The sequence below is a fragment of the Pseudomonas sp. StFLB209 genome (genome assembly GCF_000829415.1).
GTDB lineage: Bacteria > Pseudomonadota > Gammaproteobacteria > Pseudomonadales > Pseudomonadaceae > Aquipseudomonas.
The window spans coordinates 424,358-446,031 of record NZ_AP014637.1 but is presented as its reverse complement, the minus strand read 5'-3'; the positions used below and the strand labels follow the sequence as shown (position 1 = coordinate 446,031).

General features: G+C 62.2%; 21 protein-coding genes and 1 riboswitch. Of the genes, 17 read left to right on the top strand and 4 right to left on the bottom strand.

The features are described 5' to 3' along the window. Nucleotides 1-104: 104 nt before the first annotated feature. The 5 genes from cysM (at nucleotide 105) to PSCI_RS02000 (ending at nucleotide 6,251) form a co-directional block, all read left to right on the top strand. On the top strand, nucleotides 105-1,007 hold the full coding sequence (gene cysM / locus PSCI_RS02020; protein ID WP_045482149.1) for a cysteine synthase CysM: 903 nt from the start codon (nucleotides 105-107) through the stop codon (nucleotides 1,005-1,007). After that, nucleotides 1,007-2,362 (top strand): 23S rRNA (uracil(1939)-C(5))-methyltransferase RlmD, encoded by a 1,356-nt coding sequence (gene rlmD / locus PSCI_RS02015; RefSeq protein WP_045482146.1) that lies wholly within the window; start codon nucleotides 1,007-1,009, stop codon nucleotides 2,360-2,362. Before cysM ends, rlmD begins: the two co-directional genes overlap by 1 nt. Nucleotides 2,363-2,527: 165 nt before the next feature. Further along, on the top strand, nucleotides 2,528-4,771 hold the full coding sequence (relA, locus tag PSCI_RS02010) for a GTP diphosphokinase (protein WP_045482143.1): 2,244 nt from the start codon (nucleotides 2,528-2,530) through the stop codon (nucleotides 4,769-4,771). An 85-nt stretch (nucleotides 4,772-4,856) separates the two neighbouring features. Beyond that, nucleotides 4,857-5,690, top strand: coding sequence for a nucleoside triphosphate pyrophosphohydrolase (gene mazG, locus PSCI_RS02005; protein ID WP_045482141.1), 834 nt, complete (start codon nucleotides 4,857-4,859; stop codon nucleotides 5,688-5,690). Between the two features lie 21 nt (nucleotides 5,691-5,711). Beyond that, entirely contained in the window at nucleotides 5,712-6,251 is a 540-nt protein-coding gene (locus tag PSCI_RS02000) for a DUF2058 domain-containing protein (RefSeq protein ID WP_045482139.1), read from the top strand. Between the two features lie 203 nt (nucleotides 6,252-6,454). Here the strand turns inward: PSCI_RS02000 and PSCI_RS29670 are convergent, their stop codons facing one another. The 4 genes from PSCI_RS29670 to purM all read right to left on the bottom strand — a co-directional run bounded on the left by PSCI_RS29670 (nucleotide 6,455) and on the right by purM (nucleotide 9,375). Continuing rightward, nucleotides 6,455-6,856 carry a hypothetical protein gene (locus PSCI_RS29670; RefSeq protein WP_231906638.1) on the bottom strand — a complete coding sequence of 134 codons (402 nt, stop codon included), beginning with the start codon at nucleotides 6,854-6,856 and terminating at the stop codon, nucleotides 6,455-6,457. Between the two features lie 76 nt (nucleotides 6,857-6,932). Next, complete coding sequence (locus PSCI_RS01990) at nucleotides 6,933-7,646, bottom strand: DUF3108 domain-containing protein (protein ID WP_045482137.1); 714 nt, start codon at nucleotides 7,644-7,646, stop codon at nucleotides 6,933-6,935. An 8-nt stretch (nucleotides 7,647-7,654) separates the two neighbouring features. Beyond that, complete coding sequence (purN, locus tag PSCI_RS01985; RefSeq protein WP_045482134.1) at nucleotides 7,655-8,317, bottom strand: phosphoribosylglycinamide formyltransferase; 663 nt, start codon at nucleotides 8,315-8,317, stop codon at nucleotides 7,655-7,657. Further along, a complete protein-coding gene (purM, locus tag PSCI_RS01980; protein WP_045482131.1) occupies nucleotides 8,317-9,375 on the bottom strand; it encodes a phosphoribosylformylglycinamidine cyclo-ligase in 1,059 nt (352 codons plus the stop codon). Before purM ends, purN begins: the two co-directional genes overlap by 1 nt. A gap of 281 nt (nucleotides 9,376-9,656) precedes the next feature. Between purM and PSCI_RS01975 the strand changes: the two genes are divergently transcribed. The 12 genes from PSCI_RS01975 to PSCI_RS01920 all read left to right on the top strand — a co-directional run bounded on the left by PSCI_RS01975 (nucleotide 9,657) and on the right by PSCI_RS01920 (nucleotide 21,673). Continuing rightward, complete coding sequence (locus tag PSCI_RS01975; RefSeq protein ID WP_045482128.1) at nucleotides 9,657-10,715, top strand: DUF2066 domain-containing protein; 1,059 nt, start codon at nucleotides 9,657-9,659, stop codon at nucleotides 10,713-10,715. 176 nt (nucleotides 10,716-10,891) lie between these two features. After that, entirely contained in the window at nucleotides 10,892-11,965 is a 1,074-nt protein-coding gene (locus tag PSCI_RS01970) for an AI-2E family transporter (protein WP_045482125.1), read from the top strand. A 161-nt stretch (nucleotides 11,966-12,126) separates the two neighbouring features. Next, complete coding sequence (gene hda, locus PSCI_RS01965; protein ID WP_045482122.1) at nucleotides 12,127-12,831, top strand: DnaA regulatory inactivator Hda; 705 nt, start codon at nucleotides 12,127-12,129, stop codon at nucleotides 12,829-12,831. Further along, nucleotides 12,825-13,601 (top strand): NAD-dependent deacylase, encoded by a 777-nt coding sequence (locus PSCI_RS01960; protein WP_045482119.1) that lies wholly within the window; start codon nucleotides 12,825-12,827, stop codon nucleotides 13,599-13,601. Before hda ends, PSCI_RS01960 begins: the two co-directional genes overlap by 7 nt. A 76-nt stretch (nucleotides 13,602-13,677) precedes the next feature. After that, entirely contained in the window at nucleotides 13,678-14,370 is a 693-nt protein-coding gene (locus PSCI_RS01955; RefSeq protein WP_045482116.1) for a C40 family peptidase, read from the top strand. A 154-nt stretch (nucleotides 14,371-14,524) separates the two neighbouring features. Further along, nucleotides 14,525-15,064, top strand: a complete 540-nt coding sequence (locus PSCI_RS01950) for a C40 family peptidase (RefSeq protein WP_045482113.1) — start codon at nucleotides 14,525-14,527, stop codon at nucleotides 15,062-15,064. A 374-nt stretch (nucleotides 15,065-15,438) separates the two neighbouring features. Next, a riboswitch (cobalamin riboswitch) is annotated at nucleotides 15,439-15,657 on the top strand. Between the two features lie 97 nt (nucleotides 15,658-15,754). Beyond that, nucleotides 15,755-16,366: a cob(I)yrinic acid a,c-diamide adenosyltransferase gene (cobO, locus tag PSCI_RS01945; protein ID WP_045482110.1), complete on the top strand. Its 612-nt coding sequence runs from the start codon at nucleotides 15,755-15,757 to the stop codon at nucleotides 16,364-16,366. After that, entirely contained in the window at nucleotides 16,363-17,664 is a 1,302-nt protein-coding gene (locus PSCI_RS01940) for a cobyrinate a,c-diamide synthase (protein ID WP_045482107.1), read from the top strand. Before cobO ends, PSCI_RS01940 begins: the two co-directional genes overlap by 4 nt. After that, entirely contained in the window at nucleotides 17,661-18,311 is a 651-nt protein-coding gene (gene bluB, locus PSCI_RS01935; RefSeq protein ID WP_045482104.1) for a 5,6-dimethylbenzimidazole synthase, read from the top strand. Before PSCI_RS01940 ends, bluB begins: the two co-directional genes overlap by 4 nt. Then, the gene (cbiB, locus tag PSCI_RS01930) at nucleotides 18,308-19,216 is read left to right on the top strand and encodes an adenosylcobinamide-phosphate synthase CbiB (protein ID WP_045482101.1); all 909 of its coding nucleotides are present in this window, start codon (nucleotides 18,308-18,310) and stop codon (nucleotides 19,214-19,216) included. The genes bluB and cbiB overlap by 4 nt, the downstream gene beginning before the upstream one ends. After that, nucleotides 19,209-20,216: a threonine-phosphate decarboxylase CobD gene (gene cobD / locus PSCI_RS01925; RefSeq protein WP_045482098.1), complete on the top strand. Its 1,008-nt coding sequence runs from the start codon at nucleotides 19,209-19,211 to the stop codon at nucleotides 20,214-20,216. The genes cbiB and cobD overlap by 8 nt, the downstream gene beginning before the upstream one ends. Further along, entirely contained in the window at nucleotides 20,213-21,673 is a 1,461-nt protein-coding gene (locus tag PSCI_RS01920; RefSeq protein WP_045482095.1) for a cobyric acid synthase, read from the top strand. The genes cobD and PSCI_RS01920 overlap by 4 nt, the downstream gene beginning before the upstream one ends. Nucleotide 21,674 lies beyond the last annotated feature (1 nt).

The window sequence follows — 21,674 nt, the reverse complement described above, 5'->3', positions numbered from 1 at the left end:
GTCTCTTATTCTTTTTGGTGATAAATGCCTCACTTTGCGTGATATGGGCTTTGGGCGTTTGCCGGTATGATAGGCGCCCCCGCAGACTGGATTGCGAATACGCCATGACCCTGCAGTATCAAACCATTGCCGATTGCGTCGGCAACACACCGCTGGTGCGCCTGCAGCGCCTCGGCGGTGACACCAGCAATACCCTCCTGTTGAAACTTGAAGGTAACAACCCCGCAGGTTCGGTCAAAGACCGTCCGGCGCTGTCGATGATCACCCGCGCCGAGTTGCGCGGGCAGATCCAGCCCGGCGATACCCTGATCGAAGCCACCTCCGGCAACACCGGCATTGCTCTGGCCATGGCGGCGGCCATCAAGGGGTACCGCATGATCCTGATCATGCCCGACAACTCCAGTGCCGAGCGCAAGGTCGCGATGACGGCCTATGGCGCCGAGCTGATTCTGGTCAGCAAGGAAGAGGGCATGGAAGGTGCCCGCGACCTGGCCGAGCGCATGCAGGCCGAAGGTCGTGGCAAGGTGCTGGACCAGTTCGCCAACGGTGACAACCCCGAGGCGCACTACACCGGCACCGGCCCGGAAATCTGGCGGCAGACCGGCGGCACCATCACCCACTTTGTCAGCTCGATGGGCACCACCGGCACCATCATGGGTAACTCGCGCTACCTCAAGGAGCAGAACCCCAACGTGCAGATCGTCGGCCTGCAGCCGATGGAAGGCGCAGCCATTCCGGGGATCCGTCGCTGGCCCGAAGAGTACCTGCCTAGCATCTATCAGGCTTCCCGGGTCGATCAGATCATCGACATGGGGCAGGCTGAGGCCGAAGACGTCATGCGTCGCCTGGCCCGTGAAGAAGGCATCTTCTGCGGCGTGTCGTCCGGTGGTGCAGTGGCCGGGATGTTGCGCCTGTCCCGCGAGCTGGAAAACGCCGTGATCGTCGCCATTATCTGTGACCGTGGCGACCGTTACCTGTCGACCGGCGTTTACGACGCACCCAACTGATGGCCAAACAGCAACGAGGGCTGCGTTTCCAGCCCGCCGGTGGCGTTAAAAGCGCGCAGATTCCGGTCGGCAAGAAGCAGCGCCTGGTCATTGAGCGACTGTCCAGCGACGGTCGTGGCATTGCTTTCGCTGACGGCAAGACCTGGTTTGTGGCCGGCAGTCTGGCCGGTGAGGAAGTCGACACGCGGGTCCTCAACGCCCGCGGTAAGGTGGTCGAGGCCCGTACCGAGCGGGTGGTGCGGGCCAGCGAGACACGACGTGCTGCCGCTTGCGAGTATTTCGGTCGCTGTGGCGGCTGCAGCGTGCAGCACATGCCCCACGATCAGCAATTGGCATTCAAGCAGGAAATGCTCGCAGAGCAACTGCAGCGGGTGGCCCAGGTTGCGCCGGAGCAGTGGGCGCCGCCGTTGGTCGGCAGCGAGCTGGCCTACCGGCGCCGGGCCCGGGTCGCGGTGCGCTGGGACAACAAGGCGCGCCAGCTGGAGGTCGGCTTCCGCGCTGCGGCGAGCCAGGACATCGTCAATGTGCGCCATTGCCCGGTGCTGGTCGAAGAACTCCAGCCGCTGATGGCCAGCCTGCCTGAGTTGCTGGGGCGGCTAGCCAAGCCCCAGGCATTGGGGCATGTCGAGCTGTTCAGTGGTACGGCCCTGGCACTGCTGGTCCGGCATGTCGCGCCGCTGGCTGCTACCGATCTGGCCATACTGGGTGAATTCTGTGATCAACAGGGCGTGCAGCTCTGGCTGCACGGCGATGGCGAGCCGTATCCGCTCGACCCGCAGCAGACCCTGGGCTATCGCCTCGAACCCTGGGATATGCAACTGGCCTGGCGGCCTGGAGATTTCATTCAGGTCAACGCGGCGGTCAACACCGCGATGATCGACCAGGCCCTGCAATGGCTGGCGCCCGAGCCGGGCGAGCGGGTCATGGACCTGTTCTGTGGCCTGGGCAATTTCGCCTTGCCGCTGGCTGCACAAGCCCGCGAGGTGGTGGCGGTCGAAGGTGTCCAGGTGATGGTCGATCGCGCCGCACTCAATGCCCGCGACAACGGGCTGCAGAACGTGAAATTTTTCCAGGCTGATCTTTCTCAGCCTTTGACGCAGGCAAGCTGGTCTGTAAAAGGATTTTCTGCGGTACTCTTGGACCCACCACGCGACGGTGCCTTTGAAGTGGTGCGCCAGATCGGCAAGTCGGGGGCCCGGCGGTTGCTGTATGTGTCCTGCAACCCCGCCACCCTGGCCCGTGACGCGCAAGAATTGATCAAACAGGGTTACCGCTTGAAACGAGCCGGAATTCTCGACATGTTTCCTCAAACGGCGCATGTCGAAGCGATGGCGTTATTTGAAATGAAAGAATGAGTGAGTGGACGCCGGTTCATTGGATCGAACCGGTGCCACAGGGAATCTCGTTTAATTCAGACTGGCCCGTGAATGCTGTTGCTTGCTGGCCCGGCAAGTGGCATTCGCTTTAAAAGGCCGGCGACTTTCGGCGCCATTCATCGCGCCGTAGGGAAGGTAAGCAGCATGGTACAGGTGAGAGCACACCAGCCGGTCAACACCGACGGCAGTATCAATCTCGACGCATGGCTCGACCATATTGTCAGTGTCGATCTGATTCTGGATCGCCAGGCCATGAAAGAAGCCTGCGAATTCGCAAGGCTGGCAGAAGAGCAGAACAACCCCACCCATAAAGACGACTGGGCCGACGGCACCTCCAGTTTTCAGACCGGTCTTGAAATTGCCGAGATCCTCGCCGACCTCAAGCTCGATCAGGACTCGCTGATTGCGGCGGTCATTTATCGTGGCGTACGCGAGGGGCTGATTCCCCTCGCGCAGGTCGAAGAACGCTTCGGCGCCACCGTGGCCAAACTGATCGAAGGCGTTCAGCGCATGGCTGCGATCAGTGCCAGCTTCAGCCCGCGCCAGTCGCTGGTGCTGGGCAGCCAGACGCAGGTCGAGAACCTGCGCCGCATGCTGGTGGCAATGGTCGATGACGTGCGCGTGGCGCTGATCAAGCTGGCCGAGCGTACCTGCGCGATTCGTGCGGTAAAAAATGCCGACGAAGAAAAGCGCAACCGCGTTGCCCGGGAAGTCTTCGACATCTATGCCCCGTTGGCCCATCGGCTGGGTATCGGGCATATCAAGTGGGAGCTCGAAGACCTCTCGTTCCGCTATCTGGAGCCTGACCAGTACAAACAGATCGCCAAGCTGCTGCATGAGCGGCGGCTGGACCGTGAGCGCTTCATCAGCGATGTGATGACCCAGCTCGACAACGAGCTGCAGGCCACCGGGGTCAAGGCCGATATCAGCGGCCGGGCGAAACACATCTACTCGATCTGGCGCAAGATGCAGCGCAAAGGCCTGGCGTTCAGCCAGATCTACGACGTGCGTGCCGTGCGGGTGCTGGTTCCGGAAATGCGCGACTGCTACACCGCGCTGGGTATCGTCCACACTCTGTGGCGGCATATTCCCAAGGAGTTTGACGACTATATCGCCAACCCCAAGGAGAACGGCTACCGCTCGCTGCACACTGCCGTGATCGGCCCGGAAGGCAAGGTCCTGGAAGTGCAGATCCGCACCCACGCCATGCACGAAGAGGCCGAGCTGGGCGTGTGTGCCCACTGGCGCTACAAGGGCACCGACGTCAAATCCAGCTCCAACCACTACGAAGAGAAGATCTCCTGGCTGCGTCAGGTGCTGGAGTGGCACGAAGAACTGGGTGACATCGGTGGGCTGGCCGAACAGCTGCGGGTCGATATCGAGCCGGACCGGGTCTATGTGTTCACCCCGGACGGTCATGCCATCGACCTGCCCAAGGGCGCGACACCGCTGGATTTCGCTTATCGGGTGCACACCGAGATTGGCCACAACTGCCGCGGTGCGAAGATCAACGGGCGGATCGTACCGCTCAACTACAGCCTGCAGACCGGTGAGCAGGTCGAGATCATCACCAGCAAGAATGGCATCCCCAGCCGAGACTGGCTCAATGCCAACCTCGGTTACATCACCACCTCACGGGCACGGGCCAAGATCGTCCACTGGTTCAAGCTGCAGGCTCGCGACCAGAACGTCGCCGCTGGCCGCACCTTGCTGGAGCGCGAACTGGCGCGCATGGCGTTGCAGCAGGTCGACTTCGAGAAGCTGGCCGACAAGGCCAATTACAAGACCGGCGAAGACATGTTCGCGGCACTGGGTGCCGGTGACCTGCGTCTGACCCAGCTGGTCAACCTGGCGCAGCAGCAAGTCGAGCCGGAGCGGGTCGACGAGGTCGAGCTGATTCCGCGCAAGGCGACCGGTTACAAGCCGGGCAAGCGTGGCGATATCCAGATCCAGGGCGTCGGTAACCTGTTGACCCAGATTGCCGGCTGCTGCCAGCCAGTGCCGGGCGATGCGATTGTCGGCTATATCACTCAGGGGCGTGGCGTGACCATTCACCGGCAGGATTGCGCCTCGGTGTTGCAACTGGGCGGCAAGGAGCCGGAGCGGATCATCCAGGTCAGTTGGGGGCCGGCGCCGGTGCTCACCTACCCGGTGGACATCCTGATTCGTGCCTACGACCGTTCCGGGCTGTTGCGTGACGTCACCCAGGTGCTGCTCAACGAGCGCATCAACGTGCTGGCGGTCAACACCCGCTCGAACAAGGAAGACAACACTGCAACGATGTCGCTGACCATCGAAATTCCGGGGCTCGATGCACTGGGCCGGTTGCTGGGGCGTATTTCCCAGTTGCCGAACATCATCGAGACCCGGCGTAACAAGACGTCGTGATGGACAGCCCGTAGGAGCGGCTTCAGCCGCGAAAGCGCATCTTCGCGGCTGAAGCCGCTCCTACGGGCGACCTTGGGAGCCTTCTATGTACACGCTCGACGATCTGCTCAATCTCATGGCCCGGCTGCGTGATCCGCAGTACGGTTGCCCCTGGGATCTGAAGCAGACTTACGCCAGTATCGTGCCGCACACGCTGGAGGAGGCCTATGAGGTCGCCGACGCCATCGAGCGGGGTGACTACAGGCAGATGCAAGGCGAATTGGGTGACTTGCTGTTCCAGGTGGTGTTCTACGCTCAACTGGCCAAAGAAGAGCAGCGCTTCGAGTTTGCTGCGGTGGTCGATGGCATCACCCGTAAACTGCTGCGCCGTCACCCGCATGTATTTCCCACCGGCGAGCTGTATGCGCCGCTGGAGACGCCGCGTCTGAGTGAAAGCGAAGTCAATCGGCGCTGGGACGAAATCAAGGCTCAGGAGCGTGCCGAGCAGGCTGCCGCGCCCGAGCAGTTGTCGTTGCTCGACGACGTGCCGCAAGCCTTGCCGGCGCTGTCCAGAGCCAGCAAGTTGCAAAAGCGTGCGGCCCAGGTGGGCTTCGATTGGCCGGCCGCCTTGCCGGTGGTCGATAAGGTGCGTGAAGAGCTCGACGAAGTGCTGGAAGCCATGGCCGATGGTGATGCCGCAGAAGTGGCCGATGAAATCGGGGACCTGCTGTTTTCGGTGGTCAATCTGGCCCGGCATCTTAAAGTCGACCCGGAAACTGCGCTACGCTCGGCCAATGGCAAGTTTGACAGGCGTTTTCGCTTCATCGAAGCGGTCTTGCACGATCAGGGGCGCGCCCTTGAGGGCTGCAGCCTGGAAGAACTCGATGCCTTGTGGGGCGAAGCCAAACGTCAGGAAAAGAACACAACCCATTGCGGTTGAACCGGATAAAGCGAGTAAAGAATGAGCCTCTCCCTACGCGACCAATTGCTCAAGGCCGGCCTGGTCAACGAAAAACAGGCCAAGCAGGTCAGCAAAGCCAAACAGAAAGAACAGCGTCTGGTTCATAAGGGCCAGATCGAAGCTGACGACTCACAAAAGCGCGCCGCCCAGGAGGCCCAGGCCGAAAAAGCCAAGCGCGACCAGGAGTTGAATCGTCAGCAACAGGAAAAAGCCGAGGCCAAGGCCCGTACGGCGCAGATCAAGCAACTGATCGAAGTGTCCCGCTTGCCCAAGCTCACCAGCGAGGACTACTACAACTTCGTCGACGACAAAAAGGTCAAGCGCATCTCGGTCAACACCCTGGTGCGCAACAAACTCAGCAGCGGCTCGCTGGGTATCGTCCACCACGGCGGCGGCTACGAAATCATCCCCCGTGAAGCAGCCCTGAAAATCCAGGAGCGCGACCCACGCCGCATCGTACTGCTCAACGCCCCGACCGAAGAGCCGGATGCCGATGATCCGTACGCTGCGTACCAGATCCCTGATGATTTGATGTGGTAAGTACCGCCACGCCCCGGTAGGAGCGGCCGTCGCCACGGCACCGCGCTGTCGCGCAGCAAACACGGAACCCCGTAGGACTGGCTTCAGCCGGGAAGCCTTCGCGGCTGAAGCGGATCGCCGCCCGGCCGCTCCTACGGTGTATTCCTTGCAAATCAACGGGTTGTGGTCTTGTTTGATGAGAGAGCGGCTTTAACCGCGAAAGCTCAAAGCTTCGCAGCTAAAGCTGCTCCTACAAAGGGCTGTGTCTGCTGCACGACGGCGCAATTGTGCTGTGTCTGCTCTTCCAGCGCCTCAAGTTCCTGCTTGTAACGCTGCGCATCAGCCTCATCGTGGAACATCCCCACCAGCTGATCCTGCTGGCGCACATCCCAGATATGAATTCCGTGGCCAATCGCCTCATGAGAGAGGTGGGCTTCGTCGCGTTCAGTCACTGTTACGGTCATGGTGTGATCTCCCGGATCTGATAACTGCGGCGATATGTCGCAGGTCTTTTTTATAGTTTTTGTTAGCCTGCTAAGTAAATACCCTTTATCGACCATGAAACCCGCGAAATAGCTGAAGCCCTTGAAATACAAGCCCTCGCGCCAGTATGAATGTTTCTTCATGTTTCAAGGGGTAAAGTGGCCGCCCACAAAAAAGCCCCTGATACCTGCGTACCAGAGGCTCTTTGTAACGTACGTCTTAGCGGCCTTTAACCGACTTGCCGTTCACCGTGCCGTCCTGGAGCATGATGTTGTACTCCTTGCCATCGGTCTCGACCTGCTGCAAGCGTACCAGCAGATAATCCCAGTCCTTGGCGAACCACAGCACCGTGATGCGCTTGCTCTGCGTCGGGTCGCGTACCCGCTCGACCTTGATCGCATCGATCTGGCCAGCCTTGGTCGACACGGTCTCCGAACCCAGCACACGGAAGTCGTAGGTGTCGAGCTCGTCACCATCGACCACCTGATAGCTCATGCTCTTCTTGCCGGCCGCCACGTCATGTTGCAGGGCCAGCTGGTACGTGGACTTGTCCAGCACACCACGATTGATCGGCAGCTTGATCGCGTCGCCGCGGTCGCTGCCTGTGACGAACTTGCTCGACCAGTCGAAAGCCAGGTCAACCTTCTTGGACTTGCCCAGACCGCTACGCTCGAACGTGTAGGTCTGTGGCATCAACACATCCTTGTCGACCTTCAGCGTGCTGGACTCGGTCAGGCTGGCAATGACCATCGACGCCTTGAAGTTGAGGTTCCAGGTGCCGTTCTGGCCGGCTTCCAGACTGCGTTCGGCTGTGCCGCTCATGGGCAACTGTTTCCAGTCGGCCGTGTAGCTGGCGGAGAATGGCTGCAGATCGGCCGCCTGGGTGGCAGGCAGGGCGAGCAGGGCGAAAGCGAAGAGCAGTGCGCGACGCATGATGTCTCCTAGTTTCGAATCAGGTGGCCGCTGGCCGGGAGCAGTTGACCATCGAGGCTGGCGCCTTGTTGGTCAAGATGCAGACGCCGCTCAGCGAACCAGCGAATGGCCAGCGGGTAAATCCGGTGTTCCTGGATGTGAACGCGTTGCGCCAGAGTCGTGGATGAATCGTGCGACTCTACCGAAATCACTGACTGTACGACCAGTGGTCCGCCATCGAGTTCCTCGGTGACGAAGTGCACGCTGCAACCATGCTCGCGATCACCGGCATCCAGCGCCCGCTGATGGGTATGCAAACCCTTGTAGCGCGGCAGCAGCGATGGATGAATGTTCAGCAGGCGGCCGTGGTAGTGATTGACGAAACCTGCGCTGAGAATGCGCATGAAGCCGGCCAGCACCACCAGGTCAGGATTGAAGCCGTCAATCAGCTCGACCAGCGCCGCGTCGAACGCCTCGCGTCCGTCGAACTGCTTGTGGTCCAGGACACAGGCGTCAATGCCCGCGTCCTTGGCACGTTGCAGGCCGAATGCATCGGCGCGGTTGGAAATCACGGCGCGGATGCGCGCCGGGCTGTCCGGGGCGCTGAAACTGTCGATCATCGCCTGCAGGTTGCTGCCGGTACCCGACAGCAACACCACGACATTGCAGGGAGCTTGTGTCGATGCTGGCATCAATGCGCCTTGAGGTTGTTCAGCTCGACCTGGGCAGCACCTTCGGCAGCCGCCGCGATCTGACCGATCACCCATGGCTGTTCACCGGCATCACGCAGCACGCTCAAGGTCTTCTCGACCTGATCTTGCGCAACACAGATGACCATGCCCACGCCGCAGTTCAGGACGCGGTGCATTTCGTGCTCGTCAACGTTGCCCTGCTCTTGCAGCCAGTCGAAGACGGCCGGGCGTTGCCAGCTGGCGACGTCGATGATCGCCTGGGCGCCTTTTGGCAGGACCCGCGGGATGTTGTCGAGCAGACCACCGCCGGTGATGTGGGCCATGGCCTTGACCGCACCGGTGTCCTTGATCAGCTTGAGCAGCGGTTTGACGTAGATGCGCGTTGGCGCCATCAGCAGTTCGGTCAGCGGCTTGCCGCCCAACTGGGTGGTTTCGATGTCGGCACCGCTGACTTCGATGATCTTGCGGATCAGCGAGTAGCCGTTGGAGTGCGGGCCGGAAGACGGCAGGGCGATCAGTGCGTCACCGGTCACCACTTTGGAGCCGTCGATGATCTCGGCTTTTTCGACCACACCGACGCAGAAGCCGGCCAGGTCGTAGTCTTCGCCTTCGTACATGCCAGGCATTTCAGCGGTTTCGCCACCGACCAGCGAGCAGCCTGCCAGTTCGCAACCGGCGCCGATGCCGGTGACCACGGTCGCCGCGACGTCAACGTTCAGTTTGCCGGTGGCGTAGTAGTCGAGGAAAAACAGCGGCTCGGCACCGCACACCACCAGGTCGTTGACGCACATGGCGACCAGATCCTGGCCAATGCTGTCGTGCTTGTTCAGGTTCAGCGCCAGGCGCAGTTTGGTGCCGACGCCGTCGGTGCCTGAAACCAGCACTGGCTGCTTGTAGCCGGCCGGGATTTCGCAAAGCGCGCCGAAACCTCCCAGGCCGCCCATGACTTCAGGACGTGCGGTGCGCTTGGCGACGCTTTTGATGCGTTCGACCAATGCTTCACCGGCGTCGATGTCTACACCGGCGTCTTTGTAGCTCAGGGAAGGTTGCTTGCTCATAGAAAATCCAGGCCTTTAGGGGGGATTCGGAAGGACAATCGACCGTTGCGGCCGGGTCCGGACCAGTCTTGCGCAATCGCACAGTGCTGTTTCGGAGCCGATACCATTGTCGGTCTGTGAAGGCGCGCGATTTTAACAGGCTTGCTGCTCTGGAGCCATCCTTGGGCCGACGGGCAGGGCAGCGCTGTACAATCGCGACGTTAATGTGAATGATTGAGCGCCCGCTGCTGTCTCAACCACGAAGTGCCGCGACTGCGTTCTTCCTAGACCAGGAACCTTCCATGCGTTTTTCCAGTTACCTTCTTCTTGGCTGCCTGAGTCTGGCGAGCCTGCCGGGTTTGGCGCAGACCGTGAATGACCTTTATCAAGTCCGCGAACCAGTCACCAGTCAGTCGCCCCAGGAGCGTGACCGGGCTACCCAGGCGGCGGTGCAGACCATGGTGGTGCGCCTGACCGGCAACACCAGGGCCGCCGAGGGGGCGGCGCTGGCCGAGGTGCGCAAGGACCCGCAACAAATCATCAGCCAGTACGGCTATGAGCCTGGCCCGCCGCAGACCCTGCTGGTCGATTTTGACCCGGCCAGCACGGATCGTGCCTTGCGTCAGGCCGGTCTGCCGATCTGGGGCAGCAACCGCCCGAGCATTCTTGGCTGGTGGCTGATCGACTCCACTGAAGGCTCGAATCTGGTCGGCGACGCGCAGGAGGCTGCCGCGCCGCTGCGCCGCGCCGCTCAGCATCGCGGTCTGCCCATGCAGCTGCCGCTGGCCGATCTGAGCGAGCAGGGTGTCGGCACCGCACAGCATCTGTCCGCCAGTGATCCGGGCGAGCTCAAGCAAGCGTCCGAGCGTTACGGCGCTGACGCCATTCTGGCGGTGCATGCCCGTGAAGAGGGCGGCAAGTGGCAGGCGCAGTGGCGCCTGTGGCTGGGTGAGCAGCGTGAGCAGGGCAATGTCGGCGGCGACAGTGTCGAGGCGCTGGCCGATGCCGTGCTGCTGGCGGTTACCGAGCGCCTGGCGCCACGCTTCGCGGTCAAGCCCGGCGCGACCGCCAGTACGCTGCAGTTCGAGGTTCAGGGCATGAACCTTGAGCGTTATGCGCAATTGATGCGGGTGCTCGAAGCCATGGGCGGCAAGCTGGTACTGGTCGAAGGCGAGCGCAGCACCTTTGCGGTCGGGACCAGTGCCGAGCAACTGCGTAACCAGCTTGGTCTGGCCCGTCTGCAGGAAATCCCGGCCAGTGAGGCTGTGCCCGTGGATGCCAGCGCCCCGGCTACAGCCCCGACGCCAGGTGCTGAGGCTGGCGCGCCCGTCAGTGCCGGCAAACTGTATTTCCGTTGGTAACGGTTTTGCGGGAGATTCTTGATCGCGAAGACTGCCTGAAGTTCATGGCAAATGTGCCGGCTTTACTGGCCTCTTCGCGAGCAGGCTCGCTCCCACGATCACCTTTGATTTGCGCTGAGCGAGCGGCGCTACCCAACGGTGGCTCCTGCGCACCGGTTGTTTGATGAGGAACATCAATGACTGACATAAAACGCTGGTACTGGCTGGGCGCTGCGGCGCTGCTGATCGCCTTTCTATTCTCGCTGCATTCGATCCTGATGCCGTTTCTGGTCGCGTTGCTGCTGGCCTATATGGGCGACCCGCTGGTCGACCGCCTGGAGCGTCTTGGCTTGTCCCGTACCCTCGGCGTAGCAGCGGTGTTCGGTTTGTTTACCTTGATCATGCTGGCGTTGCTGCTGGTGCTGGTGCCGATGCTGGTCAAGCAGTTGATCCGCCTTTATGAGCTGGCCCCGCAGATCCTCGACTGGCTGCAACACACCGCCTTGCCGTGGGCGCAGGCCAAGTTCGGCCTGTCCGATGGCTTCTGGCGGTTCGACAAGCTCAAGACTGCGCTGGCCGGGCATATGGGGCAGGCTGGCGATATCGTTGGCCTGGTGCTCTCCCAGGCCACCGCTTCGAGCCTGGCGCTGATGGCCTGGCTGGCCAATCTGGTGCTGATCCCGGTGGTGAGCTTCTATCTGCTGCGCGACTGGGATCTGATGATGGCCAAACTGCGCAGCCTGCTGCCGCGCCAGCGTGAAACCCAGATCATGGGCCTTGCCAGTGAATGTCACGAAGTGCTGGGCGCCTTCATTCGCGGCCAGTTGTTGGTGATGGTCGGCCTTGGCGTGATCTATTCGGCCGGGCTGATGCTGGTGGGCCTGGAACTGGGGTTGCTGATCGGCATGATTGCCGGTCTGGCAGCGATCGTGCCTTATATGGGCTTCGTTATCGGTATTGGCGCCGCACTGATCGCCGGCTTGTTCCAGTTCGGTGGTGACCTGTATCCGATGCTCGGGATCGTTGCGGTGTTCATGATCGGTCAGGCGCTGGAAGGCATGGTTCTCACCCCTTTACTGGTGGGCGACCGTATCGGCCTGCACCCGGTGGCGGTGATCTTCGCGATTCTGGCGGGCGGTGAGTTGTTCGGCTTTACTGGCATCCTGTTGGCGTTGCCGGTGGCGGCGGTGATCATGGTGTTGCTGCGCCATGTGCATACCCTGTACAAAGAGTCGGACATGTATGCAGGCAGTCGTGACCCGGAACTTTGATGGCCGATGCTGGCAAACACCGCTGGAGCAGGCGCTGCGAAAAAACGCAAGCCTTTGATTTTGCTTGAAGTCTGTCGCATTGTGCGGTCCGCCTCACGGGTATAGACTTTGCTAACTTTATTCAGAGGTCATCGCTTGCTCCCAGGAAGCGCCCAGTCAGCATGAAACCGGTTCAGCTGCCCCTGAGTGTGCGTCTGCGCGATGACGCCACTTTCATCAATTACTATCCCGGCGCCAACGCGGCGGCCCTCGGCTATGTCGAGCGGTTGTGCGAGGCCGATGCGGGATGGACCGAAAGCCTCATCTATCTGTGGGGCAAAGACGGGGTGGGGCGCTCTCATCTGTTGCAGGCGGCCTGCCTGCGCTTCAAGCAACTGGGCGAGCCGGCGGTCTACCTGCCGCTGACCGAGTTGCTCGAGCAGGGCGTCGAGCTGTTCGATCATCTTGAGCAGTACGAACTGGTTTGCCTGGATGACTTGCAGGCCATCGCCGGCAAGGCTGACTGGGAAGAGGCGCTGTTTCACCTGTTCAATCGTTTGCGTGACAGTGGCCGGCGTTTATTGATTGCCGCGTCCAAGTCACCTCGCGAGCTGTCGATCAAGCTGCCTGACCTCAAGTCACGCCTGACCATGGCGCTGGTGTTCCAGATGCGCGGCCTGTCTGATGAAGACAAGCTGCGCGCCTTGCAACTGCGTGCCTCGCGCCGTGGTCTGCACCTCACCGACGAAGTCGGGCATTTCATTCTGACCCGTGGCACGCGCAGCATGAGTGCGTTGTTCGAACTGCTTGAACGCCTCGATCAGGCCTCGCTGCAAGAAAAGCGCAAACTGACCATTCCTTTTCTCAAGGAAACCCTTGGGTGGTAGCGGCGCCGCTCGATCAGCAACTGATCCGCCAGGCCGCCGCCGCCTTGCGGCATGCCCAACGTATTCTGATCATCACCGGTGCCGGTCTGTCGGCCGATTCAGGGTTGCCGACCTATCGTGGTCTGGGCGGCCTGTATAACGGCCGTACCGATGATGGCTTGCCTATTGAAATGGCGCTGTCCGGGCCGATGCTGCGCCGCGATCCGGCGCTGTGTTGGAAATACATCGCTGAACTGGGCAAGGCCTGCCTTGCTGGCGAGCCCAACATCGCCCATTACGCCATCGCGCAATTACAGCGCCTCAAGCCTGATTGCTGGGTGCTGACCCAGAATGTCGATGGCTATCACCGGGCTGCGGGCAGTCCGCCGGAGCGCCTGATCGAGATTCATGGGCAAATGACTCCGCTGTTTTGCCAGGCGTGCGGCGCCGAAGACCCGCAACTGGCCGGGCACCTGTCAGCCGAGCTACCGCCGCTGTGTAGCCATTGTCATGGCATTTTGCGACCGCCGGTTGTTCTGTTCCAGGAAATGCTCCCTGAGCCCGCTATAGACGCTCTGCAAGCGCAAATGGCGCTGGGTTTCGACGCGGTGCTGAGTATCGGCACCACCGCCAGCTTTCCCTATATTCACGAGCCGGTGTTGCGCACGCGGATTACCGGCGGCTTTACCCTGGAAATCAATCCTCAGGCCACTGATCACAGTGCGGGGATGGATATTTTCCTGCAGGGCCGGGCGGCACATGTCATGCCGGAACTCATAAGTCACATTTAATTCGATAGAATTTGCAAATCGGTTGGATAGCGGGCATAGTCGCGGCTCCTCATTTTTTGACGCCACGGTCGTGCCCATGCAAGTTTTACGCTTCGCACCCCTCGTGCCACTCGCTTTAGTTACTTTTCTATTCGGCTGCTCCACCCAGTCATCGGTGACCCAGCCAGAGCAATTCGCTCAATACCAGAATTCCGTTACCGCTCAATCCAGTGCCCGTCAGGCGCACAACATCCGTGCCCAGCAAGCTCTGGAAGCGGAAGAAGAGCTGGCCGAGTTCACCGACGAGAACGCCTACCAGCTGCCGTTGCTGGCAGACAGCATTCTGGAGCGCGGCAAGGCGCTGATCGGCACCCGTTACCGCTTTGGCGGCAACTCCACTGCCGGTTTCGATTGCAGCGGTTTCATCAGCTACCTGTTCCGCGAAGAAGCCGGCATGACCCTGCCGCGTTCGAGCCGCGACATGATGAAAATCGACGCCCCGCAGGTCTCGCGTCATGACCTCAAGCCAGGCGACCTGCTGTTCTTCAGCACTGCCGGCCGCGGCCGTATCAGCCACGCTGCGATCTATCTGGGCGACGACCAGTTCATCCACTCCAGCAGCCGCCGTAGCGGTGGGGTGCGGATCGACAGCCTGGACGACACCTACTGGAGCAAAACCTTCGTCGAAGCCAAGCGCGCTCTGGTGTTGGCACCAGCCTCCGGTGAGGCCCAGACCACTGCAATGACTTCCACCAGCGTCAAGCCGGTCAGCAACAAGCGTCATAACTAACACAAGCTGTTTGAAACGGCCTGTTAACTGGAAAGCCCGTTTGGTCGGATTGTCTGAAACCTCTGCACAGCGCTCTGGTCTTCAGCTAGTCTCTCTTAACGGGCTTTCTAGCTTTCGGCAGTAAAGCCGCATTCCTGATGGAGTTTTTGTGGTCATGTCGATTTTCTTACGCTGTGCCGTGATCTCTCTCGCTGCGCTGCTCGGCGCCTGCGCCAGCGCGCCGCCGCCCAAACCCAAGGTCGTCCAGCGGCCGGTGATCGTCGCGCCTGCGGTGCTGAATTCACCCGCTGCCGAAGACGTGCTGTTTCGCGCGCTCGGCCTGGTCGGCACGCCTTACCGCTGGGGCGGTAATACCCCGGACTCCGGCTTCGACTGCAGTGGCCTGATCGGCTATGTCTACCGCGACATGGCGGGCATCAGCCTGCCGCGTTCGACCCGCGACATGATCGTGATGAAAGCGCCCAACGTCGGCCGCGAGAACCTGCAGACCGGCGACCTGGTGTTCTTCGCCACCTCCGGCGGCTCGCAGGTCTCCCATGCCGGCATCTACGTCGGCGAAGGCCGCTTCGTGCATGCCCCGGCCACTGGCGGCACCGTCAAGCTCGACAGCCTCGGCTCGCCTTATTGGCAGAAAGCCTACCTGAACGCCAAGCGCGTTCTGGAGCCTTCCAGCCTGGCGCAGAACAACCGTTGAGCCGCTTGGGTGTCCGCCCGGACACCCAGATTGTAGGAGCGGCTTCAGCCGCGAAGCGTCGCCATTGCTTTCGCTTCTGTTGTTGCTTTTGCTTTTTGAACCGAGTTATCACAGACGCCGCCGAACGCGACGATTGGCGCCGGAGCGAGGGAACCCCGCCCCGAAGGGCGGGGCCAAGACCGGAGCAACGCCTTTGGTTAGTTTGGGCGAAACCAAAGTAACCCGCTCGTAAAGAACGGAACCTGGCGAACAGACAACTGCGGCAAAGACCCTGTGCACAACGCTAAAGATCTTCGCGGCTAAAGCCGCTCCTACGCGCAGACGCGCCGATACCCGACCCGATACCGTTTGACGCTCCATGCCCAACCCTCTACCCTTCGCGGTTTGTTTCAGGTGCCCGGCAGCCAACGGCTGGCAGGGTGAAACAGGGAAGCCGGTGGGAAGACACGCACTTCGATTCCGGCGCTGCCCCCGCAACGGTAAATGAGTCAAGACCGCGCATCGTGCCACTGGACATTCTCCGGGAAGGCGCACGGTCGGCAGGCAATGCCTCGCTCATGAGCCCGGAGACCGGCCTGTCACGTATTCAAGGCATCACGGCGGGCGATGCTCTGCGCAAGGCAACTGACTGCCTTGGCGTTCTGTCGTCCTGTTGTCTGCTTTCGCCTGCCTTTCCAGCGGAGAGCTGAGATGAACGAGTCCCTCGAACGCGACGAGCGCCATCTGGCGCGCATGCAGCGTAAAAAAGCCATTATCGATGAACGCATCGCCAACTCGCCCAACGAGTGCGGCCTGCTGCTGGTGCTGGGCGGCAATGGCAAGGGCAAGAGCAGCTCGGCCTTTGGCATGCTCGCCCGGGCGATGGGCCACGATATGCAGTGTGGCGTGGTGCAATTTATCAAGGGCCGTAACGCCACTGGCGAAGAGCTGTTCTTCCGCCGTTTCCCCGACCAGGTGCGTTATCACGTCATGGGCGAGGGCTTTACCTGGGAAACCCAGGACCGCCAGCGCGACATCGCCGCTGCCGAAGCGGCCTGGCAAGTGTCGAAGCAGTTGCTCAGCGACCCGAACATCAATCTGGTGATCCTCGACGAGTTGAATATCGCGCTCAAACACGGCTACCTCGACCTGGAGCAGGTGCTCAACGACCTGCAGGCGCGCCCGCCGATGCAGCACGTCGTGGTGACCGGTCGCGGGGCAAAACCGGAACTGATCGAGCTGGCCGATACCGTCTCGGAGATCGGCATGGTCAAGCATGCCTTCCAGGCCGGCATCCGGGCGCAGAAGGGCATCGAACTGTGAGTGATGCGCAAGCGCGACAATGTCCTGCGGTGCTGATCGCCGCGCCGGCGTCCGGCCAGGGCAAGACTACCGTCACTGCTGCCCTGGCACGTTTGCATCGCAATCAGGGCCGCAAGGTCCGGGTGTTCAAGTGCGGGCCGGACTTTCTCGACCCGATGATTCTCGAACGCGCCAGTGGTGCGCCGGTCTATCAACTGGACCTGTGGATGGTCGGCGCCGATGAAAGCCGGCGGCTGCTCTGGGAGGCGGCCGCTGAGGCTGACCTGATCCTGATTGAAGGGGTTATGGGCCTGTTCGATGGCACGCCCTCCAGCGCGGATCTGGCCCGCCACTTCGGGGTGCCGGTGCTGGGCGTTATTGACGGTACTGCCATGGCCCAGACCTTTGGTGCACTGGCGCTGGGCCTGGCCCGTTATCAGCCAGACCTGCCATTCGCCGGTGTGCTGGCCAACCGGGTTGGCACGGTGCGCCATGCGCAGTTGCTGGAAAACAGCCTGACCGAAGGCCTGCGCTGGTACGGCGCGTTGTCACGTGAAACCGGTATTGAACTGCCCAGTCGGCATTTGGGCCTGGTGCAGGCCAGCGAACTGAATGACCTGGATACGCGCCTAGATGCTGCGGCCGAGGCGCTGGCCGGCACTTGCGAAGTTGCGCTGCCGCCGCCGGTCAGTTTTGCTGCGCCCGAGCCGCAACCGGTCGAGCCCTGGCTGGCCGGGGTGCGGGTTGCGATTGCCCGTGACGAAGCTTTTGCTTTCACCTACGGCGCCAGCCTGGAGTTGCTGCGCACCATGGGCGCGGAGCTGAAGTTCTTTTCGCCGATTCACGACAGCCAGTTGCCCGAAGCGGACAGCCTGTACCTGCCCGGCGGTTACCCTGAATTGCACCACGTTGCGTTGCAGGCCAACCGCTCGATGCGCGAGGCGATTGCCGCCCACCATGCACAGGGCAAGCCGCTGCTGGCCGAATGTGGCGGCATGCTGTATCTGCTCGACGCACTGACCGATGTCGACGGGGTGCGCGCTGAGTTGGCCGGCCTGCTGCCCGGTGAGGCGACCATGCAGAAGCGCCTGGCGGCGTTGGCACTGCAAGCGGTGACGCTGCCTGAGGGCGTGTTGCGCGGGCACACCTATCACCATTCGCTGACCAGCACTGAGCTGGAGCCGATTGCCCGAGGCATCAGCCCAAATGGCGGACGCGGCGCGGAAGCTGTGTACCGGCTGGGCCGGCTGACCGCCTCTTATGTGCACTTTTATTTCCCTTCCAACCCCCAGGCGGTGGCGGCGTTGCTGAAACCATGAGTGAAGCAGCCTTTAGCCCGGATGAGCGGGCCGCGGTGTACCGGGCAATTGCCGAGCGCCGCGACATGCGTCATTTCAGCGGCGGCACGGTGGCGCCCGAGGTTCTGGCGCGCTTGCTCGAAGCTGCGCACCACGCGCCGAGCGTCGGCCTGATGCAGCCTTGGCGCTTTATCCGGATCACTGATACGGCGCTGCGCAACCGCATGCAAGAGCAGGTCGAGCAGGAGCGGGTCCGCACCGCTGAAGCATTGGGCGAGCGCGCCGATGAATTCATGAAGCTCAAGGTCGAGGGTATCAGCGACTGTGCCGAGGTGATCGTCGCGGCGCTGATGGACGGCCGTGAGCAGTTTGTCTTTGGCCGACGCACGATGCCGGAAATGGACATCGCCTCAATGTCCTGCGCCATTCAGAATATGTGGCTGGCGGCCCGCGCCGAAGGGCTGGGCATGGGCTGGGTGTCGCTGTTCGATCCTGACAACCTGGCCGCCCTGCTGAACATGCCCGAGGGCGCCCGACCGTTGGCGATTCTATGCCTGGGGCCGGTCACCGGTTTCTATCCGGCACCCATGCTGGTGCTCGAAGGCTGGGCGCAAGAGCGCCCGCTGGAACAACTGCTGTATGAGAATCAATGGGGAGTGCATCGATGAGTGTGGCGCTGTTGAGCGTAGCGGGGGTGGCGCTGGATGCGTTGCTTGGAGAACCGAAACGCTCGCATCCGCTGGTGGCGTTCGGGCGATACGCCGAGCGCATCGAACAGCGTTTCAATGCCGCCGGGCGCGGCTGGCGCAGTCATGGGGTCACCGCCTGGGTGCTGGCGGTGATTCCGCTGACCCTGCTGATCACCTTGCTGAGCTGGCTGCCCTATATCGGGCTGCTGGTGGACATTCTGGCGTTGTACTGCGCGCTGGGCCTGCGCAGCCTCGGCGAGCATGTGCAGCCGGTCGCGGCGGCGTTGCGTGGCGGTGACCTCGACCAAGCGCGGCAGCGGGTCGGTTATCTGGTCAGCCGCCAGACTTCGGAGCTTGACGCCAATGGCGTGGCCCGCGCGGCCACCGAGTCGGTGCTGGAAAATGGCAGCGATGCGGTATTCGCCGCGTTGTTCTGGTTTGTCGTGGCCGGTGCGCCCGGGGTGGTGCTGTATCGCCTGAGCAATACCCTCGACGCTATGTGGGGTTACCGCAACGAGCGCTTCGAGCGCTTCGGCTGGGCGGCGGCGAAGATCGACGACGTACTCAATTATATTCCTGCGCGGCTGGTGGCCTTGACCTACGCGCTGCTGGGCAAAACCCGCCTGGCGCTGCGTTGCTGGCGCACCCAGGGGCCGACCTGGGACAGCCCCAATGCTGGCCCTGTGATGGCGGCGGGCGCTGGCGCGCTGGGGGTCGAGCTGGGCGGTGCAGCGATTTATCACGGTGAGTTGCACGAGCGTCCAGCGCTGGGCGAAGGCCGGCCTGCCGATGCCGAGTCCATCGAAGCCGGCTGGCAACTGGTGCAGCGCGGCGTATGGCTGTGGCTGCTGATTCTCTGCGTGGGAGCGCAACTCTATGCTTGAACATGGCGGCCGGCTACGCGCAGCGGCGCAGCAGTACGCGATTGCCGAGGCCGACTGGCTGGACCTGTCCACCGGTATCGCGCCGTGGTCCTGGCCGATTGCGCCGGTCGATGCGCGCGACTGGGCACGTTTGCCAGAAACCGATGACGGTCTGGAGGCGGCGGCTTGCGCTTATTACAACGCCGCGCAGGTGTTGCCGGTGCCGGGGTCCCAGGCCGCCATTCAGGCGTTGCCTCGCTTGCGTGGCCCCGTCGGCAAGGTTGGCGTGCTGTCGCCGTGTTACGCCGAGCATGCTCATGCCTGGCGCAAGAGCGGTTTTCTGGTGCGTGAAGTGCTGGAGCGTGAAGTCGAGCACTTCATCGACGTCTTCAACGTGCTGGTGGTGGTCAACCCGAACAACCCCACCGGCCGTTTGATTGCGCCTGAGCAGTTGCTCAAATGGCATGCCCGGCTGGTCGAGCGCGGTGGCTGGCTGGTGGTGGACGAGGCGTTTATGGACACCGCGCCGGCGCACAGCCTGGCGGCCGAAACCTGGCGCAGCGGGCTTATCGTGTTGCGCTCGTTTGGCAAGTTTTTTGGCCTGGCCGGTGCGCGCCTGGGCTTTGTGCTGGCTGAGGCCGGTTTGTTGCAGGCACTGGCGAGCGAGATCGGCCCCTGGGCCGTCAGCGGCCCCACCCGCAAGGTCGGGCTGGCGTGCCTGAGCGATCTGCCCGGCCAGCAATTGCAGCGGGAGCGTTGTGAATATGCGGCGCTGCGCTTGTCAGCGCTGCTCAGCGCTCATGGTCTGGAACCTGACGGCGGTTGCGCACTGTTTCAATGGCTGGTCACTGCCCATGCTGAGCCGTTGCACGAGTTTGCTGCCCGGCGTGGAGTGTTGCTGCGCTTGTTCAAGGCCGAGCGTGCCGAACACAGCAGCCTGCGTTTTGGCCTGCCGCACAGTGAAGCTGACTGGCAGCGCCTGGAAACCCTGCTGCATGACTACCGCAAGGACCTTAAATGACCACCCTGATGGTGCAAGGCACCACCTCCGATGCGGGCAAAAGCACGCTGGTAACCGGCCTGTGCCGCTGGCTCAAACGCCAGGGCATCAGTGTGGTGCCGTTCAAACCGCAGAACATGGCGCTCAACAGCGCGGTCACTGCCGACGGCGGCGAGATTGGCCGTGCCCAGGCTGTACAGGCCCAGGCCAGCGGTCTTGAACCGCACACCGACATGAACCCGGTGCTGCTCAAACCCAATACCGACACCGGCTCGCAGGTGATCATTCATGGGCGGGCGGTGACCACCATGAATGCGGTGGCTTATCACGGTTACAAAGCCATCGCCATGCAAGCTGTGCTCGACTCGCACCAGCGCCTGGGCGCGGCGTATCAAGTGGTGATGGTCGAAGGCGCCGGCTCACCGGCCGAGATCAACTTGCGCGAGAACGACATCGCCAATATGGGCTTTGCCGAGGCGGTGGACTGCCCGGTGCTGTTGATTGCCGACATTAACCGCGGCGGGGTGTTTGCCCACCTGGTCGGTACGCTGGAACTGCTCTCGCCCAGCGAGCAGGCGCGGGTCAAGGGCTTTATCATCAACCGCTTTCGTGGTGATGTGGCGTTGCTGCAGCCAGGCCTGGACTGGCTGGAGCAACGCACCGGCAAGCCGGTAGTGGGTGTGCTGCCCTACCTGATGGATTTGCATCTGGAAGCCGAAGACGGTCTGGACCGACGCCAGACCGAAAAGCTTGACAAGGTACTCAACGTGGTGGTGCCGGTGCTGCCGCGCATCAGCAATCACACGGACTTTGACCCGCTGCGCCTGCACCCGCAGGTTAACTTGCAGTTCATCAGCGCCGGCCAGCCGATTCCGCCCGCCGACCTGATCATCCTGCCTGGCTCCAAGAGCGTGCGCAGTGACCTGGCGTATCTGCGCGCCAATGGCTGGGAGCCGGCGATCGCCCGGCATCTGCGCTATGGCGGCAAGCTGTTGGGCATTTGCGGCGGGCTGCAGATGCTCGGTGAGCAGGTGCATGACCCGTTGGGCCTGGAAGGCGCGCCGGGTTCCAGTGCCGGTTTTGCTCTGCTACAGATCAGCACGATGCTGGAGGCGCAAAAGCAACTGCGTAACGTGCGCGGTGTGCTGAGCCTGGAAGGCGCCGAGGTCAGCGGCTACGAGATTCATGCCGGGGTCACCAGTGGCCCGGCCCTGGAGCAACCGGCGGTGCAATTGGCAGACGGTCGCTGCGATGGCGCGCAAAGCGCCGATGGCCAGGTGCTTGGCACCTATCTGCATGGCCTGTTTGAATCGCCGGCCGCTTGCGGCGCGCTGCTGCGCTGGGCCGGGCTTGAAGACGTGCAGAGTGTTGACTATCACGCGCTGCGCGAGCGCGATATCGAACGCCTCGCCGATCTGGTCGACAAGCACCTCGATGGCGCGCTGTTGCGTGGGCTGTGCGGTCTGGAGAACAACTGAC

What these genes read in the sequence shown, in the direction of transcription:
- cysM (WP_045482149.1), top strand. Translation starts at nt 105, where the DNA reads ATGACCCTGCAGTATCAAACCATTGCCGATTGCGTCGGCAACACACCG.
- rlmD (WP_045482146.1), top strand. Translation starts at nt 1,007, where the DNA reads ATGGCCAAACAGCAACGAGGGCTGCGTTTCCAGCCCGCCGGTGGCGTT.
- relA (WP_045482143.1), top strand. Translation starts at nt 2,528, where the DNA reads ATGGTACAGGTGAGAGCACACCAGCCGGTCAACACCGACGGCAGTATC.
- mazG (WP_045482141.1), top strand. Translation starts at nt 4,857, where the DNA reads ATGTACACGCTCGACGATCTGCTCAATCTCATGGCCCGGCTGCGTGAT.
- PSCI_RS02000 (WP_045482139.1), top strand. Translation starts at nt 5,712, where the DNA reads ATGAGCCTCTCCCTACGCGACCAATTGCTCAAGGCCGGCCTGGTCAAC.
- PSCI_RS29670 (WP_231906638.1), bottom strand. Translation starts at nt 6,856, where the DNA reads ATGAAGAAACATTCATACTGGCGCGAGGGCTTGTATTTCAAGGGCTTC.
- PSCI_RS01990 (WP_045482137.1), bottom strand. Translation starts at nt 7,646, where the DNA reads ATGCGTCGCGCACTGCTCTTCGCTTTCGCCCTGCTCGCCCTGCCTGCC.
- purN (WP_045482134.1), bottom strand. Translation starts at nt 8,317, where the DNA reads ATGCCAGCATCGACACAAGCTCCCTGCAATGTCGTGGTGTTGCTGTCG.
- purM (WP_045482131.1), bottom strand. Translation starts at nt 9,375, where the DNA reads ATGAGCAAGCAACCTTCCCTGAGCTACAAAGACGCCGGTGTAGACATC.
- PSCI_RS01975 (WP_045482128.1), top strand. Translation starts at nt 9,657, where the DNA reads ATGCGTTTTTCCAGTTACCTTCTTCTTGGCTGCCTGAGTCTGGCGAGC.
- PSCI_RS01970 (WP_045482125.1), top strand. Translation starts at nt 10,892, where the DNA reads ATGACTGACATAAAACGCTGGTACTGGCTGGGCGCTGCGGCGCTGCTG.
- hda (WP_045482122.1), top strand. Translation starts at nt 12,127, where the DNA reads ATGAAACCGGTTCAGCTGCCCCTGAGTGTGCGTCTGCGCGATGACGCC.
- PSCI_RS01955 (WP_045482116.1), top strand. Translation starts at nt 13,678, where the DNA reads ATGCAAGTTTTACGCTTCGCACCCCTCGTGCCACTCGCTTTAGTTACT.
- PSCI_RS01950 (WP_045482113.1), top strand. Translation starts at nt 14,525, where the DNA reads ATGTCGATTTTCTTACGCTGTGCCGTGATCTCTCTCGCTGCGCTGCTC.
- cobO (WP_045482110.1), top strand. Translation starts at nt 15,755, where the DNA reads ATGAACGAGTCCCTCGAACGCGACGAGCGCCATCTGGCGCGCATGCAG.
- bluB (WP_045482104.1), top strand. Translation starts at nt 17,661, where the DNA reads ATGAGTGAAGCAGCCTTTAGCCCGGATGAGCGGGCCGCGGTGTACCGG.
- cbiB (WP_045482101.1), top strand. Translation starts at nt 18,308, where the DNA reads ATGAGTGTGGCGCTGTTGAGCGTAGCGGGGGTGGCGCTGGATGCGTTG.
- cobD (WP_045482098.1), top strand. Translation starts at nt 19,209, where the DNA reads ATGCTTGAACATGGCGGCCGGCTACGCGCAGCGGCGCAGCAGTACGCG.
- PSCI_RS01920 (WP_045482095.1), top strand. Translation starts at nt 20,213, where the DNA reads ATGACCACCCTGATGGTGCAAGGCACCACCTCCGATGCGGGCAAAAGC.